General features: G+C 40.3%; 19 protein-coding genes. 14 read left to right on the top strand and 5 right to left on the bottom strand.

Annotation, left to right across the window (positions count from 1 at the left end):
• Positions 1-60: 60 nt before the first annotated feature.
• Positions 61-507 carry a sialate O-acetylesterase gene (locus tag ABD010_RS14400; RefSeq protein WP_343814568.1) on the top strand — a complete coding sequence of 149 codons (447 nt, stop codon included), beginning with the start codon at positions 61-63 and terminating at the stop codon, positions 505-507.
• A 253-nt stretch (positions 508-760) separates the two neighbouring features.
• Positions 761-1,525 (top strand): SurA N-terminal domain-containing protein, encoded by a 765-nt coding sequence (locus ABD010_RS14395; protein WP_343814566.1) that lies wholly within the window; start codon positions 761-763, stop codon positions 1,523-1,525.
• Between the two features lie 298 nt (positions 1,526-1,823).
• Here ABD010_RS14395 and ABD010_RS14390 read toward each other — a convergent pair whose 3' ends face one another.
• Positions 1,824-2,777, bottom strand: a complete 954-nt coding sequence (locus ABD010_RS14390; protein WP_343814564.1) for a nucleoside hydrolase — start codon at positions 2,775-2,777, stop codon at positions 1,824-1,826.
• A 167-nt stretch (positions 2,778-2,944) separates the two neighbouring features.
• On the opposite strand from ABD010_RS14390, the gene ABD010_RS14385 reads away from it, so the two are divergent.
• The 9 genes from ABD010_RS14385 (at position 2,945) to ABD010_RS14345 (ending at position 9,071) form a co-directional block, all read left to right on the top strand.
• Positions 2,945-3,172: a helix-turn-helix transcriptional regulator gene (locus ABD010_RS14385; RefSeq protein ID WP_390350868.1), complete on the top strand. Its 228-nt coding sequence runs from the start codon at positions 2,945-2,947 to the stop codon at positions 3,170-3,172.
• Positions 3,169-3,642: a DUF6442 family protein gene (locus ABD010_RS14380; protein ID WP_343814561.1), complete on the top strand. Its 474-nt coding sequence runs from the start codon at positions 3,169-3,171 to the stop codon at positions 3,640-3,642. Before ABD010_RS14385 ends, ABD010_RS14380 begins: the two co-directional genes overlap by 4 nt.
• 287 nt (positions 3,643-3,929) lie before the next feature.
• The gene (locus ABD010_RS14375) at positions 3,930-4,514 is read left to right on the top strand and encodes a nucleotidyltransferase family protein (protein WP_343814559.1); all 585 of its coding nucleotides are present in this window, start codon (positions 3,930-3,932) and stop codon (positions 4,512-4,514) included.
• A gap of 244 nt (positions 4,515-4,758) precedes the next feature.
• A complete protein-coding gene (locus ABD010_RS14370) occupies positions 4,759-5,613 on the top strand; it encodes a formate/nitrite transporter family protein (RefSeq protein WP_343814557.1) in 855 nt (284 codons plus the stop codon).
• Positions 5,614-5,885: 272 nt separating this feature from the next.
• The gene (locus tag ABD010_RS14365) at positions 5,886-6,350 is read left to right on the top strand and encodes a hypothetical protein (protein ID WP_343814555.1); all 465 of its coding nucleotides are present in this window, start codon (positions 5,886-5,888) and stop codon (positions 6,348-6,350) included.
• Positions 6,351-6,606: 256 nt separating this feature from the next.
• On the top strand, positions 6,607-7,026 hold the full coding sequence (locus ABD010_RS14360) for a DUF6220 domain-containing protein (RefSeq protein ID WP_343814553.1): 420 nt from the start codon (positions 6,607-6,609) through the stop codon (positions 7,024-7,026).
• 1 nt (position 7,027) lies between these two features.
• On the top strand, positions 7,028-7,228 hold the full coding sequence (locus tag ABD010_RS14355) for a DUF5957 family protein (RefSeq protein ID WP_343814550.1): 201 nt from the start codon (positions 7,028-7,030) through the stop codon (positions 7,226-7,228).
• A 71-nt stretch (positions 7,229-7,299) separates the two neighbouring features.
• A complete protein-coding gene (locus ABD010_RS14350; RefSeq protein ID WP_343814548.1) occupies positions 7,300-8,388 on the top strand; it encodes a sensor histidine kinase in 1,089 nt (362 codons plus the stop codon).
• Positions 8,385-9,071 (top strand): response regulator transcription factor, encoded by a 687-nt coding sequence (locus tag ABD010_RS14345; protein ID WP_343814545.1) that lies wholly within the window; start codon positions 8,385-8,387, stop codon positions 9,069-9,071. Before ABD010_RS14350 ends, ABD010_RS14345 begins: the two co-directional genes overlap by 4 nt.
• A 161-nt stretch (positions 9,072-9,232) precedes the next feature.
• On the opposite strand, the gene rnz is transcribed toward ABD010_RS14345, so the two are convergent.
• From rnz to ABD010_RS14330, 3 genes are read right to left on the bottom strand one after another with little or no spacing between them, the layout of a single operon-like run.
• Complete coding sequence (gene rnz / locus ABD010_RS14340; RefSeq protein WP_343814542.1) at positions 9,233-10,156, bottom strand: ribonuclease Z; 924 nt, start codon at positions 10,154-10,156, stop codon at positions 9,233-9,235.
• A 2-nt stretch (positions 10,157-10,158) separates the two neighbouring features.
• Entirely contained in the window at positions 10,159-11,175 is a 1,017-nt protein-coding gene (gene namA, locus ABD010_RS14335; RefSeq protein WP_343814539.1) for an NADPH dehydrogenase NamA, read from the bottom strand.
• Between the two features lie 17 nt (positions 11,176-11,192).
• Positions 11,193-11,936 (bottom strand): glycerophosphodiester phosphodiesterase, encoded by a 744-nt coding sequence (locus tag ABD010_RS14330; protein ID WP_425542264.1) that lies wholly within the window; start codon positions 11,934-11,936, stop codon positions 11,193-11,195.
• 67 nt (positions 11,937-12,003) lie between these two features.
• On the opposite strand from ABD010_RS14330, the gene ABD010_RS14325 reads away from it, so the two are divergent.
• The 3 genes from ABD010_RS14325 (at position 12,004) to ABD010_RS14315 (ending at position 15,447) form a co-directional block, all read left to right on the top strand.
• On the top strand, positions 12,004-13,623 hold the full coding sequence (locus tag ABD010_RS14325; protein WP_343814534.1) for a M20/M25/M40 family metallo-hydrolase: 1,620 nt from the start codon (positions 12,004-12,006) through the stop codon (positions 13,621-13,623).
• An 80-nt stretch (positions 13,624-13,703) separates the two neighbouring features.
• On the top strand, positions 13,704-14,663 hold the full coding sequence (locus ABD010_RS14320) for an MBL fold metallo-hydrolase (protein ID WP_343814531.1): 960 nt from the start codon (positions 13,704-13,706) through the stop codon (positions 14,661-14,663).
• Positions 14,653-15,447, top strand: a complete 795-nt coding sequence (locus tag ABD010_RS14315; RefSeq protein WP_343814529.1) for an SDR family NAD(P)-dependent oxidoreductase — start codon at positions 14,653-14,655, stop codon at positions 15,445-15,447. Before ABD010_RS14320 ends, ABD010_RS14315 begins: the two co-directional genes overlap by 11 nt.
• Positions 15,448-15,453: 6 nt before the next feature.
• Here ABD010_RS14315 and ABD010_RS14310 read toward each other — a convergent pair whose 3' ends face one another.
• Positions 15,454-16,704 carry a Y-family DNA polymerase gene (locus ABD010_RS14310; protein ID WP_343814528.1) on the bottom strand — a complete coding sequence of 417 codons (1,251 nt, stop codon included), beginning with the start codon at positions 16,702-16,704 and terminating at the stop codon, positions 15,454-15,456.
• Between the last annotated feature and the right edge of the window lie 190 nt (positions 16,705-16,894).

Below are 16,894 nucleotides of genomic sequence, written 5' to 3'. Positions count from 1 at the left end.
TTTGGGGAGGTACTTCCTTTTTTATGTCTCTGAGCCCTTGCCGCAGAAGGGCTGATAATTATGAAATTCACTCACTTGAGAGAAGAATTAAATGTACCGGATATTCCGATTATTATTGGCGAATTAGGACATTATCTTGCAGAGGTAGGGTTTGGGAAAAACGCTGTGGAATACAATCAAATAAACAGGATTTTATCTAAAGTTGCACATAACGAAAAAAATTGCTATTTTGTAACATCAAAAGGCTTAACAGCTAATCCGGATGGTATTCATATTGATGCCATCTCTCAAAGGAAGTTTGGATTAAGGTATTATGAGGCTTTTTCAAAACAAAAACATGTTTTAAATGTTTTGGACACAGAGCAAGAATGGATTGGAGAGAAAGCAAAACGTGAACTAACTAAAAATGAAAGTATTTATGTTCAAAGTATGAAGTTTGCCTTAGGACAATTGAGTTTTGAGGAGTTTTCTATTAATGTTTCCAAAATAAATGAAAATAAGTCGTAATTTTTCTTATTCAAAAGTTCATATCCATATGAATGGTTTTTCTTTTAGCAGACGTAAGATTAAGAGTAGAATTACCAGAAATGTGGCAAATGCTAGTAAATAAGATCTGAATGTGTAACTAAAATGTTAACTATGCCTGTAAATGCTGTCATCATGGGATGTACATAAAATATCTTCGTAAATAAAACTTGCTGTATCCACATAAAATATGTTTGAATGAATTAACAATGATCGGAAGTGAGGGAGAGTATTTATGAAAAAGTTTATAGTGATTGTAATGGCGTTGGCACTGGCTTTGGTAATGGCAGCTTGCGGTGGTGAATCTAAAGATAACAATGGTGAAAAAAGCTCTGAAGATGGTCAGGGTGAACAAGCATCTCAACAGCAAAAACAGCCTAAACCCGATTTGAAAGACATTCCTGATGTTGTTGCAAAGGTAAATGGAGAAAAAATAACTAAAAAAGAATTTGAAGACATTTACAAAGGGCAGTTTCAGCGGATGGCCATGCAAGCCAAGATGAGTGGACAGAAACTGGATCAGGATAAATTGAAGAAAAAGACGGCTGAAAGCATGGTGGGCTCCGAACTGCTCAAACAGGAAGCGAATAATCGTGACTATCAGGTTTCACAAAAAAAGATTGATAAAAAATTGAAAGAATTGGCTAAACAAAATCAGCTTAAGTCAAAAGATAAGTTTTTATCTGCTTTGAAAAAACAAGGCATGAAGAAGAAAGAAATCATGTCCCAGGTTGAACAGATTATAAAAGTGGACAAGCTGATTGCTGATGAGTCAGGTGATATAAAACCTACGGAGAAAGAGCTGAAGAAACTTTATGATCAGTATAAATCACAGCAAGAACAAATGAACAAGAAAAAAGAAAAAGGGGGAGACATCCCTTCTTATAACGATATGAAATCAGATTTAAAAAAACAGGTTAAAAGACAAAAAGAAATTAAAGCACAACAAAAGATTGTTGGTCAGCTTCGTGAAAAGGCGGATGTCACAATAAACTTATAAAGTCTTTAGAAAACTTGGTTGTCACCAAGCCTTTAGGTGACAGCCATAGTTGCACTTATGCAGTAAGAAAGTTTTATACTTCTTATCTGTCAAAAAAACCAGGCTTCAATCCAGAACCTGGTTTTTTTACACACTTTTGTAACACATCTTAACCCTGAGTAGTAAGGGGAATATTTTTATATTGGTCAGGTAATGGGTTACATTACCTGTGCCAGTCACTTTGGCGACCCCCTGATAATATGCGAAACATGCTAACTAATCATGAAGATTTTCTTCAGTTCACTAACAGAAAGCCAGTTTATCTATGATTTGTTAAGATTCTAAGGACGTTTGAGACGAAGACATCTTGATTAATTCTCAAGGCAATACGCGGACATTTTGGTCCAAAACAATCACTCGACCCTGGTCGGAAGTCGGCGATACTTTCACCGTAAGCAAAGTTACCTTCATGCTGAACTCTAACCTCCCGTTTACTGTACTCATATAACCCGCTGATATCAAGAGCTGCCATTAAAGCGGCCAAATCGTGTTGTGGTGTTCCGGAAATACCTGGCTCTAGTTGTTGATAGACTTCATAATAGTAATCCAAGATTGGTTTGATTATTTCTTCTAAAGGCGAATCTGAATGATCACCGATGACATTGACATCGCTTGGAGTCAATAATGCCTCTCTTGTCACATTTAATGGAACAATCGTCAGGTTAACTACATTTTTGCAAACGTAATTAGCGGCAATCGGATCACCGAAAAAGTTTGCTTCCGCTACTTCGGTCGCATTGCCAGGTACGAGGAAAGCGCCCCCCATTATATAGGTCTCTTTTACATCTTCCATAACTTCGGGACTTAAATAATGGGCCATGGCCAACGAAGTACACCTTCCAACATTAATGATTGTTACCTCATTATGGTTTTCCTTGATCAATTTAAACAGCTTACTGAAATTCGTACGATTAGCATATCGTTCCTCCGGGATTGGCGGATCAATCGGACCCAATCCTTCTATGCCATGAATTTCAGGGAAAAAGACAGGGTCTTCACCACTTAGGGGACGTGTTGACCCGGCAATTACAGGAATATCTGTACGGTCTGCTAATTCCAATAGGTACTCGACATTCCTATACGTTTTTTCCCGATTGATGTTTCCGTAGCCACTGACAACTCCGATCAGATCTATCTCAGGATTCTTTAGAGCGTAAATCAACGCGATTGTATCATCTATACCTGTATCGGCAAACAAAATTATTTTTTTCATTTTTTCACCTCAACCTAGCTTATGAAAAAAAGATAGGTATGCTTGTATGTGTGTCCGAGTAGAAAATGCCTTTTTAAATCAAGGAAACAACAATAAACCTAACATGATGTTAACTTGATTTAACATTATGTTAGGTTTATTATATACATATATAAATGAATAAAGAAATGAAGGAGATTAATGTGCAAATATCTAATCGAATCAGGGAATTGCGTGCTCGTTTTCAATGGACACAGCAAGATCTTGCGTCAAAAGTAGGAGTAACCAGACAAACAATTGCTGCGTTAGAAAAGGGAGATTATATTCCTTCACTTCTCTTAGCGATGAACATTTGTCTTGAGTTTAAAATGACTGTCGAGGAAGTATTCCAATTAAAAGGAGAGGATCAGCAATGAAATTAAGGAGTTATTTGTTGAATGTGACTCTATTAGCGTTGTTTGGATGGGGAATGATAGCATTTTATAATTCCGCCATGGATATGAAGTCAACTATTGATGATCAAAATATCGATGGGTTTGTTTTTTCGTTAAATGTATTACCCATTATTCTCTTTTTAATTATAGCCATACCAGCTGGGGTTGTATTCACCCGCAAACAACGAAAAGATAAAAAGGGATGGAAGGAGGCTATTCTATTTCCATCTGAATTCAAGGAGAGGGATGAACGGGAAAAAGCGCTAACTTCAAAAGCTTGTCGAAATTCATATATTTCATTGATGATTGTATTTCCATTTCTTGCTGTATGTATGTTGTTTCAGCCATTTGTATCTGATCACTTTGCTGCCTATCCCATTGTTATTTTAATGCTTGTCCCAATTATTCAAGTAACCGTTTATTATCTATCACTAAAAAAGAAACTACACTGATTAGTTTTACTTTGTAATTACGATTTTCTATTTTCTAAAATACAAGGATCCGGATGAAACAGATCATTCTTCATGAATATAGCCCTTTGTGTAATATCGGAAAATTTTTTATAAATTTGGCTTCCAGAGACAGAAAGATACAGATAAACGAACAGAGGGATGAAGGCCCTTCCGGTAAAATTAACTAAAAATCCATAGAGGGTTTAAATTTTAGTTTCTTTATTTTTTCATTCGTAAGCAATCAGGCGCTAGTAAAGTATACAGGTTGCGCATAGGGGGGATTTTCCATGGACTTGAAAAACGAGCGTGATATTTTAAATTTAATTGGCAAAGATGTCTGGATGATGGATATTTTAATAACGGCAAAATCATTACATTTACCGGATTGGTGGATCTGTGCTGGTTTTGTTCGATCAAAGATTTGGGATTCTTCACATGGGTTTAGGGAAAGAACAGTTATCCCAGATATTGATGTGATTTATTTTGATAATACAAACATAGATGAGGGGAAAGAAAAAAGACTTCAGCATAGGTTGTTAAGCACACACCCGAATGAACCTTGGTCAGTAAAGAACGAAGCTAGAATGCATGTTGTAAGTAACAGTCCCCCTTATTCATCTTCAGTTGATGCAATATCTAAATTTCCTGAAACAGCAACAGCTTTGGGAGTAAAGTTAGATGAATATGACAATTTAATGTTGGCTGCCCCTTATGGAGTTGAAGACGCAATAAATATGAAGATAAAGCCAACTAGTTATTTCACAAAAACCAGCGAACGTATTGCTATTTATGAGGAACGGGTGGCAAAGAAGAATTGGCAATCTAACTGGGGTGGGCTCAAGGTTCAGCATATTTCAGATCCTGCTCGATGAAATGATTCGCTCCGGTGCAGCAAGATGGTATGATAATCATTTGATTGCTTTCGCCCCATATCAGGCACCACCACCACAAAAGAACTGGTTGAAAAAAACATTATGCCAAAAGATTGGAAACGTCAAGACTTTCACCAACATCAAAACACCGTACGTTTAGACAAAAGTATAAATGGGGATATTACAACATAAATTAAATCAACTTAGCTGGCTCAGACCCCCAAAACAGATCGGAGGCAACCTTATGGGAGACAAAGACAACCAGGAATTATCGCACCAAGCCAACAATACACCAAAGGAAGTTGAAAGGCAGTTTTTCCTTCCGTCACAGGTTATGCGGACGTTCGGTGAAAAAGGGAAAGAGCATCTTAATAAAAATATGCCATCCCAGTTCATTCTGTCTTTAGCGGCCGGGTCATTTATGACTTTTGGGGCCGTTTTTTCAGTGTTGCTTTCCCTCGGCATTGATGCTAAAGGATTGGCCTATTTGCTGGAGGGACTTGGATTCGCTACTGGTTATTTAATGGTATTTATATCAGGATCCGTCTTGTTTACGGAAGTGAATGTGCTTTTGCCAACATATTATTTGCAAAAATCTTATTGGAAGAAACATAAATATGTCAAATTCTGGGTTGCAACCTACATCGGCAACATTGCAGGCGCGTTGTTTGTTGCCCTTTTAATAATCGGTTCAGGCTCCATGACACCTGAATTCACGAATGGGCTTGAAACGCTTTTGGGTCATAAAATGCAATTTACTGAGCGCGGCTGGATTGGGTGGATTCAGATTGTTTTGTCGGGGATTGTTGCCAATTGGCTCATTGGCATGGCTGCCTTTTTAACTACCTCGGCCAGGGACATGATCGGCAAAATTATGGGAACAGCCTTGCCTGTCACCCTTTTTGTGGCAGGTAATTTTCAGCACAGTGCCGCAAATATGGGTTATTTTAGCCTTGGTTTATTTGCATCGGACAATTATGAATGGCATGAATATTTATTATTTAATCTGCTTCCGGCAAGTATTGGCAACATTATCGGTGGTGCCATCTTTATTTCCTTGCTTTTTTCTTATGCATATCGGAAAGAGATCCGAAGATAAAATAGGATCAGTCCGGATGCCATTGATAAACATTTGAAAACCGGTGACTCTCAATTTGATACAAAAGTAAAGTCCCTGTGGTTTCTTTCTTTTGGTTACCGCATGTTTTCTATCATAATTGCTAAAATAAATTATACTTTAATAGTTGGCGCATTTCTAAAATAAGAAATGTGTCCATTTTTATTTTAGGGCATTTATTTTAATTAAGGGAAGGAGTTTTTAAGTAACAGTCGAATATGTAATAAGAAAGTATACGGATTGGAGGGAATAAAATGAATCATCCTTTAACAACATCAGTAAGACAAATAGTAAAGGAGACATTTGAAGGACCGCCCAGTGGAGGAAGTATGTTCACTGAGTCACGGCCAAACAGCGGACTTTTCGGAACCCTTGATCAGTTAACAGCAAATGAAGCTTCAATTGCTGTTAACGCGACGACAGTTGCGGCTCATGCTGACCATACCCGCTTTTATTTATGGGGCACGAATGCCATACTGAAAGACGGTAAACAGCCAAAAATGGATTGGGGAGAAAGTTGGAAAATTAACTCAGTAAATGAAAAGCAATGGAATCGAATAAAGGAAGAATTACGAAGTGAATATGTAACACTTTTGGAAGCACTCGATGTTACGGAATGGAATAAACTTCTTGCCATTGAAATTTCAGGTTCTTTAGCTCATTCAGCATATCATCTCGGAGCTATGCGGCAAATGTTAAAGGCGATCAAGGATAGTTAAACGATTTCATTAGGAATGTTTACCGTTTTTGCATGATGATCTGCAGAAAGTCTCTGATGGCATCAGCGCTCCTCCTTGTATTAAATTCGGTTGGCGAATCAATTTTATTAAACCAACGGTAGCTCATTAAGGGCTACCGTTATTTTAGTTGAAATATACCCTGATTTTATTTAAGAAATATTTAAGAGTTATCTAAGAATGATTTTATATTTAATTTGTATGATAGATACAGAGTTGAAATGAGGGAGGAAATAATTTGGAAAAAATAAACCAGAGAGTTCGAATAGGTAGAATCGTTTATCTTTTTTTAGCCATTCTTTTTGCATTAAGTGTAGCCACACAAATTTTTTTGGCAGGGATGGCTATCTTTATAAGTCCAGCGAATTGGATGAAGCATATGACATTCGTACATTTATTTGGATTTAATATACCGATTTTCATGCTGGGCTTTGCGTTTATCGGTGCATCACCACGGTGGGCATACTGGCAATTGTTAGGAATTCTAATTTCGATATTTCTTATGTATTTCACCGCGAATATTTCAGCTCACTTACCATGGTTTGGCGCAATGCATCCCGTTTTTGGCGTTCTATTATTTGTATTGTCCTGCACAATGGTTTCAAAAACATGGAAGTTCACATTCAATAACAAAAATAATCAGGAGGGAGAAGCATAATATGAGAATCTTTTTTGGAATACTTGTCGGTTTAATCGGAGGATTTGTTCTTGGTATTGCCTTATCAAGTTTTATCGGGGTATTGGGAATGATATTATTTAATGAGCCATTGGGAATTAAGTATCTTTCTTATTTTACGGCTATTATTTGCGCTGTTGTTGTACCGTTTATGGACCAAAAGAATCTGAAATCAGATAGGTGATATGCTAAACTCTTCTTAACGGCAAGTTGAAGTTCACAGCTGGTTACTATTGATGTGAGTAGGTGAAGGTCATGTCCATTAGGCAACGATTAATATTATCTAACATAGGGATGGTGCTGCTTCCAATTATTGGGTTTTTGTTAGTCGAAATAGTATTAGGATACGTTATGTTTGTCATATTTAATGGCAGTATCGAAGGGTCGGATTTACAACTATTTTTTAATTTGAGATTAATTGCGATTGTACTTATCTTGGTTATTACGAATGGGTTACTGACGTATTATGTTTCCAGGAGCATTATGACACCGATAAAGCAATTAACCCTTTCGGCAAGGAATATAAGTGAAGGTGATTTGGAATATAGTGTGGCAACGCATAAGAAAGATGAGCTTGGTGAGCTTTCCAATACGTTTGAAGAGATGAGGTTAAGACTGAAACAGGCAAAAGAGGATCAATCAAGGTTTGAGCGCAACCGCCAGGAGTTGATTGCGAGTATTTCACATGATTTATCGACACCATTAACATCGATAAAAGGCTACGTAAAAGGAATTCAGGATGGGGTTGCGAATACACCGGAGAAACTGGAACGGTATATGGATATCATTTATAAAACTGCCAACGATATGGATAGTCTAATTGATAATTTATTTCGATATTCCAAATTGGATATCGAACAAATTCCGTTTGAGTTTGAAGAAGTAGATTTATATTCTTTTTTCACTGATTTTATTGATGAATTGGCTTTTGACCTGGAAACAGACGAGGGAATGGCTGTTCTGAAGGCGGATAAAAAGGCTAATTATATTGTGAAAGCAGATCGTGAGCAGTTAAGACGCATCGTAACCAATATCGTTGAGAACAGCCTGAAATATATGGATAAAGAGTATAAAAAGATTAAGGTCAACTTAAAATCTGAATCCCGGCAAGTTAAAGTTGAAATGAAAGATAATGGAAGTGGGATCGCCAAGCAAGATATTCCCCGCATTTTCGAAAGTTTTTATCGAACAGACACTTCTAGAAATTCTTCTACAGGGGGCAGCGGACTTGGGCTGGCCATTGTAAAAAAAATAATTGAAGAACATGGTGGGAAAGTTTGGGCTGAAAGCAATCAAGGGGAAGGGACAAGTATTTATTTTACACTTAAGAAGGTGTCGTCTTGAAAAAGATTCTAATCATTGAGGACGAAATGCATATTGCTGAATTGGAAAGAGATTATTTGGAAGTAAATGGATATTCTTCTAATATTGCAAGGACTGGTGAAGAAGGAATGAAACTGGCTAAAGAGAATGCCTATGACCTTATTATCCTGGACTTAATGCTGCCGGGAGTTGATGGATTTGACATTTGCAGACAATTGCGCGGTTTCTTAGATATTCCTATTTTAATGGTCACTGCTCGAAAAGAAGATATTGATAAAATACGAGGATTTTATCGTGGTGCTGATGACTATGTCCAGAAGCCCTTTAATCCAAGCGAACTTATTGCGAGGGTAAAAGCCCATATGTCCAGATACGAACGGCTTGTTGGAAAGAACCGTGATCCAAATGAAATTCGTATAAAAGGTCTGCACATCGACCTGGATTCACGTAGGTTTTATGTTAACGGAGAGGAAAAAGAGTTACGTGCCAAGGAGTTTGATTTATTAGTTTTGTTTGCTTCAAATCCAGACCGCGTGTTTACGAAAGAGGAACTTTTTGAGCGGATTTGGGGAATCGACTCATTAGGGGATATTACAACTGTAACTGTCCATGTTAGAAAATTAAGGGAGAAAGCAGAGGAAGACCCTTCCAATCCAAAGTATATTCAAACAATATGGGGTGTAGGCTACCGGTTGAAAAAATAAACAGCGAATTATAAGAGTAAAGTCATTACGGGACGCCAATCTTAAATAAAGATTAGCGTCCGTATTGTACATTGAGCGATTTAGTTAAGCATCAAAGAATTGTTAACTGAAACATACTTTCTGACCAGTTTTTGAATTTTTCTCCCATCAACGATTGCTACTTAGTTCGAATCGATCGTAACGCTGTAAAAATCATGCGCAAGTTTTGTATCTGGAAAAATGGTCCGTGCTTCATGCAGCAACTTTTGCGATTCTTCCTTTTGATACCGGGATGATATATGTGTCAACAGTAACTTTTTTGTTTGACTGTCCCGTGCAAGTTCAGCCGCCTGTAAAGTGGTTGAGTGAAAATACTGACGCGCAAGAGCCACTTGGGAATGGTCAAATGTCGCTTCATGGACAAGAATATCTGACTCTTTCGCAAAATCCTGGAACTGCGCCGGATTTCTTGTATCGCCAAGTATAGTTAAAATACGTCCTTTTTTTGCCGGTCCAAGATAGTGTTCACGGCGAATTGTTTTGCCGTCATTTGTGGTAACGACTTCCTTTTCTTTTATTTGCTGATAAATCGGGCCAGGCGCAATTCCCTGTTCCTGTAATTTATCTACTAAAAGGGGACCTGGCTTATCCTTTTCAGCAATGCGAAAACCATAACTGGTAATTCCATGCTCCAGTTTTTTGGCAGAAACGGTAAACGTATCCATTTCAACAATGACACCTTCCGTAAATTCAACAAAAGAAAGGGGATAGGTAAGGTGTGTTCCACTCACCTTCAGGCTTGTCTCAACATATTTTTTTATTCCCGGTGGACCGTAAATGGTTAATTCGTCATCACCTCCCTGGAAGGATCTGCTGCTGAGAAATCCGGGCAGACCAAAAATATGATCACCATGCAGATGGGTGATAAAAATTTTGTTTATTTTCCTCGGCTTAATGGAGGTATGCAATATTTGGTGCTGGGTCGCCTCCCCGCAATCGAACAGCCAGATACTGTTTTCTTCCTGCAAAAGGGTTAGCGCCAGTGCTGACACATTCCGGCTTTTGGAAGGAATCCCTGAGCCGGTGCCAAGAAACATCAGCTCCATAGCTACTTCCACCCCCGTTCGTATTGTTGTGGTGCAGAAAGCTTGTAATCCAGTTCATCAGCAGCCTGCTTGGCCCAATATGGATTACGCAATAATGCACGGCCAATAAACACAAGGTCCGCCCGGTCATTTTGGATAATTTCTTCTGCCTGCAGTCCGCTGGTGATCAATCCTACTGCTCCTGTATTGATGTCGGCAATCTTTTTAATCGTTTCACATCGTTTCACCTGATAGCCGGGAAATGGTTTAATGGATACTGGCACAACGCCTCCGGAACTGCAATCGATTAATGCGACACCATCACGCTTCATTCGCTCTGCAAAATAGAGAATTTCTTCCTGGCTGTTTCCCTGTTCATCATACTCATCTGCCGAAATGCGTACCGTTAACGAACCATTCCAAACACTTTTAATGGCAGTGATGATTTCGGAAAGCAAACGATACCGGTTTTCCGAGGTTCCGCCATATTCGTCTGACCGATGATTTGTCAGTGGTGAAAGGAATTGATTGATTAAATAGCCATGTGCTGCATGAATTTCGATGATGTCAAAAGATGCCGAATTGGCCCGTTCCGCAGCGGATTTAAATGCATCAACCGTTTTTTCTATATCTTTTTTGTCCATCTCAACTGGGGTCTTGGATGTGTCATTAAAGGGCAGGGGGGACGGCGCAAAAATGGATGAGTTCAACTTTGCTTTTCGTCCTGCATGGGCAAGCTGAATTCCGGCAGCTGCTCCGTATTGATGGATCCCTTCCGTCAGTTGTTTCAGGCCTTCAATATGTTCATCGTTCCAAATTCCAAGGTCCTCATGTGAAATGCGTCCCTCAGGCTGGACAGCCGTTGCTTCCGTCATAACCAGACCGACCTGCCCGACAGCACGTGATATGTAATGGGTTTGATGAAATGGTGTGACCTTTCCATCTTGGTTAAAGCATGAATACATGCACATGGAAGACATGGCAATCCGGTTTTTTAGGGTAACTCCTTCCAGTTCGATTGATGAAAATAATTTCGTCATTTGAATTCCTCCGTATGCTACATTGTTTGCTTGTATAATTGTTGGCGATAATCTAAAGCCTGATCGGGTATATCGGTAAAAATACCATCACATCTATAAAAAAAGCAGCGTTTCATGCGGCTTGGTCTGTTCACGGTATATACGCGGACCCGCATGTTTTCTCGTTTGCATTGCTGAATCAGACGCTTGCTGAGCAGACGGTATTTTATATGTACTGCGCTTGCTCCCAGCTGTTTGGCATTTTCAACAGGATTTCTTCTGCGTTTTGATGTTAATAACGCAATACCGGTCTGCTTTGTGATGGCGCTTAATCTTTCTACACTTTTCGGGTTAAATGTTGAAATAGTGGTGCAGTTTTGCAGCCGGAATTGTGATATCATATCAACAACGATATTTTCCAGATTCTTATAGTCTATTTTATTATTTTTCAGTTCAATGTTTAAATATAAAGACTTATTGTGTGCCCATTGCAGCAGCTCATCAAGTGAAAGTATTTTTTCACCCGAATATTTTCTTGAAAACCAGGACCCGGCATCAAGCTGCTGAAGCTGCGAAAAGGTATAGTCTTTCAGGTAACCGGAACTGTTTGTTGTCCGATTGAGACGCTCATCGTGCATTAATACAGGAACATTGTCCTTGGTCAGCTGCACGTCCGTCTCAATTCCCTCCGCACCTGATTGGTATGCGTGCTCAAAAGCGGACATTGTATTTTCCGGGGCAGACCTGCTGGCACCACGATGAGCAATAATGGTAGTTGACAATTTGTTCACCTCTTGTTTGATTGTGTTTTATTTTGCATAAGAAGTCAATTTTTATAGGGAGGTTCATATGAAAAACTGGCAGACAAAAGAGCAATTGACGGAATTATTATGTTCTCTCGTTGAGCACCAGAGTATTACGGGAAGCAATGCTGAAATAGCACTGGCGGAATACATGCAGCATTTATTGGCACAGAAAAAATATTTCCGGAGTAACCCGGGTCATTTAAAGCTGCATCCGCTTGCAGATGGCAGACGCCTTCTGACAGCCCTTGTGAAAAACGGCAATTCATCTGATACCATCATTTTATTGAGTCATTTCGATGTTGTTGGAATTGAGGACTACGGTTCACTTGAGAATCTTGCATTCTACCCACGTGAACTGACCAGGGAAATGGAAGCAATGCAAGACCGGCTTCCCGAAGCTGTCCAAAAAGATTTTTTATCCGGTGATTGGCTGTTCGGCCGTGGCTCGATGGATATGAAAGCCGGGCTGGCATTACATTTTTCTATGCTTGAGCGGGCAATTGACGGTGAGTTTGATGGAAACATTTTGCTGCTTACCGTTCCGGACGAAGAGGTCAATTCCATGGGAATGCTGACGGCGCTTCCGGTATTGGATCAGCTAAAACAGGAAGAACAGCTTACATATACGGCATGTCTGAATGGTGAGCCGATGTTCAGTAAGTACCCGGGAGATCCGAATTATTATGTTTATACCGGTTCCATCGGCAAAGTGCTTCCCGGATTTTATTGTTACGGAAAAGCATCACATGTCGGCGAGCCCTTTGCCGGAATTAACCCAAATCTGATGACAGGTTTTTTATCCCAAAAACTGGAATTAAATGAATCATTTATTGAAAAAATTGGTGATGAGGTTACCCCTCCGCCAATAAGTTTGATGCAGCGTGATTTGAAGGAAGAATATTCTGTTCAAACTCCGCATGCTGCGATTGCGATGTATAACGTGCTGTACTTGAAACAGTCATTCACGGAAATCAATAAAAAATTGCTGGCGGGAGCGAATGCCGCCGCTCGTGAAATAGAAGATTATATTCAGGTAAAGGCAAGCCGGTTTGCGGAGGTAGCTGATGATTTTACAATGTCCGATTTGCGGGTCAACGTCATGATGTATGATGAATTATATGCGGAAGCTGTAAAACGACATGGCACAAAAGAAGTGGCACGTCGGGAAAATCTGCTTGTCAGTCAGCGTGATTCCGGGGACCGTGACTTTTCCACGCTGCTTGTCCAGGAACTGGCCGCAATGTGTAAAGACCTTGCGCCAATGATTATTTTATTCTACAGTCCGCCGTTTTATCCTTCTGTGTCATCCTTTGATGATACAAAGATTCAGGATGTCATGGACCATATTAAAATGTATACAAAGGAACAATTTAACAAGAATCTGACGGTTGCCGAATTTTTTACCGGGTTATCTGATCTGAGTTTTATCGGACCGGCTACATCGCAGACTAAGCTGCAGCAGCTGACTACCAATATGCCATTGCAGCATAACGGTTTTGATTTTCCGGAAGATGTTATGGAACAGCTTACGATGCCGATTTTGAATATCGGGCCGCTGGGGAAAGACCCGCATCAATGGACGGAACGGTTGGAATTGACGTACAGCTTTGAGTATTTGCCCGATATTTTAACCGAAGCAATTCACAGGTTGTTTAAAAATTGAATGCCCTTTATGTGACTTTTAGCCGGAATGGATATACAATATACTAAACTGAACAGTCATTCATTTGGAGAGTGAAAAATATGAAAGTAATGGATAAAACAATTAGCCAGATAACGATACCGACACCATTTGCTGTTGGGGATACGCATGTATACCTGCTCAAAGGAGATACACTTTCGCTGATTGATGCGGGTGTTAAAACAAAGAAAGCCTGGGAAGCGTTAACAGTTCAGCTTAAAGAACTCGGTTATTTCCCGGAAGATATTGAACAAATTATTCTGACACACCACCATCCGGATCATATTGGGCTAGTTGAAGAATTTCCGCGGGTTAAGAATATAGCAGCCCACCAAAACGTTGATTTATGGCTGTCCAGAGACGAAGCATTTTTTCAGCACTATGAACAATTTTTTGCGGATTTCTTTATGGCGTGCGGTGTGCCGTCCAAGTATCGTGATGTATTAAAAAAACTGCGGGCACCGCTGAATTTCGCAGGAACTGGCCATGTCGGTACTGCTATTAGGGAAGGAGATGTTCTGCCTGGTCATGAAGACTGGCAGGTTATCGATACAAAAGGCCATGCCCAAAGTCATGTATCGTTTCTTCGTGAATCGGATGGTGCATTTATAGGCGGCGATCATCTGCTTCATCATATTTCCTCCAATCCGTTGCTTGAGGCACCAATTGACGGGGATGAGCGTCCAAGGCCGATGCTGCAGTACCGGGAGAATCTGAAGAAATGTCAGACACTGGGAATCAGCAGCGTGTTCCCCGGACATGGGGACGTTTTTTCGGATGTTTCATCATTAGTGCCGTATCGACTGGAAAGACAGGAGCAGCGTGCTGATATCGTATTAACGTTATTGAAGGATCATACCCAGTCTGTGTTTGAAATTTGCCGGCAAATCTTTCCGAAACAATATGAAAAACAATTGGATTTAACCATATCTGAAACAGTAGGCCAGCTTGATTATCTGGAAGATGAGCATCTGGCCGGGAGATTTCTTCAGGATGGAGTCTATTACTACTATGCAAAATAGAATTGCTGGTAAAAAGATTATCATAACCGGTGCCTCAAGCGGTATTGGTGAACGAATTGCCTGGCAAATTGCTGAAAATGGCGGGGTTCCGATTATGGTTGCCCGCTCCATCAATAAACTGAAAAATTTGCAGATGCAAATCAAGAAGACTTATCAGATCAACAGTTATGCATATCAGGCTGATTTACTGAACCAAAAGGAACTCGATAACGTAATTAACCAAATTATTGCGGAGCATACCCAAATTCACGGACTGATTAATAATGCCGGGGCAGGTGTGTTTGACTATGTACGGGACATGCAGTGGTCAGATGTTGAGCGGATGTTTCAACTGAACGTTTTTGCACTTATGCGGGGAACAAAATGCCTGTTGCCGCACTTTATGCAGTATAACGAGGGGCATATCGTCAACGTTGCTTCCCAGGCAGGTAAAATTGCTACTCCGAAAGCTGCTGCTTATGCTGCGACCAAGCATGCAGTCCTCGGATTTACCAATTCACTCCGTCTGGAAACCGCTGATTTCAATATTCATGTTACAGCAATTAATCTTGGCCCTGTAAACACCAATTTTTTTGCAAGTGCTGATCCGTCAGGTGATTATCAGAAAAACATTGAGCGCTTTATGCTTCATCCCGATAAAGTGGCGATGAAAGTGGTGAAAGCGTTGTTTACTGATAAGCGGGAAATTAATTTACCGGGCTGGATGGAACTGGGCAGCAAATTGTATCATTTGTTCCCACAGGCTTTGGAGCGGCTTTTGAAAAAGCAGTTTGACAAAAAATAAAATGTATTAAGCCTGATGACCGCCGATTTTATGGCTCCTGTCAAAGGTAATGCCGGCATCGGTGTAGCTTGTGGCCCTTAAAATAGCAGTTGATCCATATTTGTCACGGATCGCATCCATTACAAAGCCGATATCTTTCTTCTTTGGTTTATCGTCGAATAAATCAAGCTGTGTTTCACCATTATCATAAAGGTTATCCAGGGTCACATAGACGTGCCGGATTTTGCTGATTCCATCGTAAAATTCATGAAAAAGCTGCATAGCGGTTCCATAAACATCCATTGTAATATTGGTCGGAAGCGAAACAGATCTCGATCGGCTGAAACCACCGCCTGTTTCTTTGGAGTAGGCAATCCCAAGATGCACGGTCCGACCACCTTTCCCCGCTGTTCGTGCCCGGCGACAGGCCTCTTCACAGAGGTCGAGAACACATGCGGCTATTTCCTCTCCGGAGTAATCACGCAATAAGGATATACCGTGACCGAATCCTTTTTGTTCTGTTTTTGTGAAGTTGCCGAAAACAGGGCTGAGGTCCACACCCCAGGCATGCCAGTAAAGCTGCTCTCCCATAATGCCAAAGCGTTTTTTTAAGTTTGTTAACGGGAAATTGGCAAGATGTTCCAATTTTACAATCCCCATCCGGTTTAAATTGCGCTGCATTCTAGACCCGATCCCCCAAATGTACTGAACAGGGAAGGGCCACAACTTTTTTTCCACATCCTCATATCTGCACTCGGCTATGCCTGCTTTTTTAGCATGCAAATCCATTACAACTTTGGCAAGGAATTTATTGTCGCCTATGCCAATGGAACAGGTGATGCCGAAGTTTTCCAGAATCTCCTGTTTAATGGCTGCGGCAACCCCCCGGCGATTGCCGAACTGCTTTTCCAGCCCGTTTACAGTCACCCACACCTCGTCAACAGAATATTGATGAATGGCTTCCCTTGGCACGTATTGATTAATAAGCCGGGTGATTTCCACAGAGACTTCCAGATAGTCAGCCATATGCGCAGGAGCAATAACAATTTCCGGGTCGTCGGGAAGTTCAAAAAAGCGGCTGACATTGCTGATGCCATGTTTTTTCTTCAATGTTGGGGAAGCGGCCAGCACAATGCTTCCTGGCCGGTTTGTGTCACCAACCACAGCCAATTGGACTGTCATCGGATCCAGCCCCAGTTTGACAGCCTCAACACTTGCATAAAAGGACCGCATATCGATGCACAGCACATCATTTCTTGGATAGCTTGAGTAATCCATTGTCACCACTACTTTCGCACTAGAACGTTTGTTCCTATTATATGCGCTTTACTGTAACTTTAGCAATGGAAATTTATTGCAGAGGCTAGAGGCAGAAATTCAAAATCGAGCATATGTGTTGATATTGTCCCTATAAAATAGACAGTTTTAAAATCGTGCAACCATAATGTTAATTTTATTAATGGGGGCG

This window comes from Virgibacillus siamensis (genome assembly GCF_039522605.1).
Taxonomy (GTDB): domain Bacteria; phylum Bacillota; class Bacilli; order Bacillales; family Amphibacillaceae; genus Lentibacillus; species Lentibacillus siamensis.
This window is presented reverse-complemented; position numbering and strand designations above follow the sequence as displayed.

Excerpts from the sequence above, each read along its gene's own strand:
- ABD010_RS14400 (WP_343814568.1), top strand. The coding sequence starts at position 61 with ATGAAATTCACTCACTTGAGAGAAGAATTAAATGTACCGGATATTCCG.
- ABD010_RS14395 (WP_343814566.1), top strand. The coding sequence starts at position 761 with ATGAAAAAGTTTATAGTGATTGTAATGGCGTTGGCACTGGCTTTGGTA.
- ABD010_RS14390 (WP_343814564.1), bottom strand. The coding sequence starts at position 2,777 with ATGAAAAAAATAATTTTGTTTGCCGATACAGGTATAGATGATACAATC.
- ABD010_RS14385 (WP_390350868.1), top strand. The coding sequence starts at position 2,945 with ATGAAGGAGATTAATGTGCAAATATCTAATCGAATCAGGGAATTGCGT.
- ABD010_RS14380 (WP_343814561.1), top strand. The coding sequence starts at position 3,169 with ATGAAATTAAGGAGTTATTTGTTGAATGTGACTCTATTAGCGTTGTTT.
- ABD010_RS14375 (WP_343814559.1), top strand. The coding sequence starts at position 3,930 with ATGGACTTGAAAAACGAGCGTGATATTTTAAATTTAATTGGCAAAGAT.
- ABD010_RS14370 (WP_343814557.1), top strand. The coding sequence starts at position 4,759 with ATGGGAGACAAAGACAACCAGGAATTATCGCACCAAGCCAACAATACA.
- ABD010_RS14365 (WP_343814555.1), top strand. The coding sequence starts at position 5,886 with ATGAATCATCCTTTAACAACATCAGTAAGACAAATAGTAAAGGAGACA.
- ABD010_RS14355 (WP_343814550.1), top strand. The coding sequence starts at position 7,028 with ATGAGAATCTTTTTTGGAATACTTGTCGGTTTAATCGGAGGATTTGTT.
- ABD010_RS14350 (WP_343814548.1), top strand. The coding sequence starts at position 7,300 with ATGTCCATTAGGCAACGATTAATATTATCTAACATAGGGATGGTGCTG.
- rnz (WP_343814542.1), bottom strand. The coding sequence starts at position 10,156 with ATGGAGCTGATGTTTCTTGGCACCGGCTCAGGGATTCCTTCCAAAAGC.
- namA (WP_343814539.1), bottom strand. The coding sequence starts at position 11,175 with ATGACGAAATTATTTTCATCAATCGAACTGGAAGGAGTTACCCTAAAA.
- ABD010_RS14325 (WP_343814534.1), top strand. The coding sequence starts at position 12,004 with ATGAAAAACTGGCAGACAAAAGAGCAATTGACGGAATTATTATGTTCT.
- ABD010_RS14320 (WP_343814531.1), top strand. The coding sequence starts at position 13,704 with ATGAAAGTAATGGATAAAACAATTAGCCAGATAACGATACCGACACCA.
- ABD010_RS14315 (WP_343814529.1), top strand. The coding sequence starts at position 14,653 with ATGCAAAATAGAATTGCTGGTAAAAAGATTATCATAACCGGTGCCTCA.
- ABD010_RS14310 (WP_343814528.1), bottom strand. The coding sequence starts at position 16,704 with ATGGATTACTCAAGCTATCCAAGAAATGATGTGCTGTGCATCGATATG.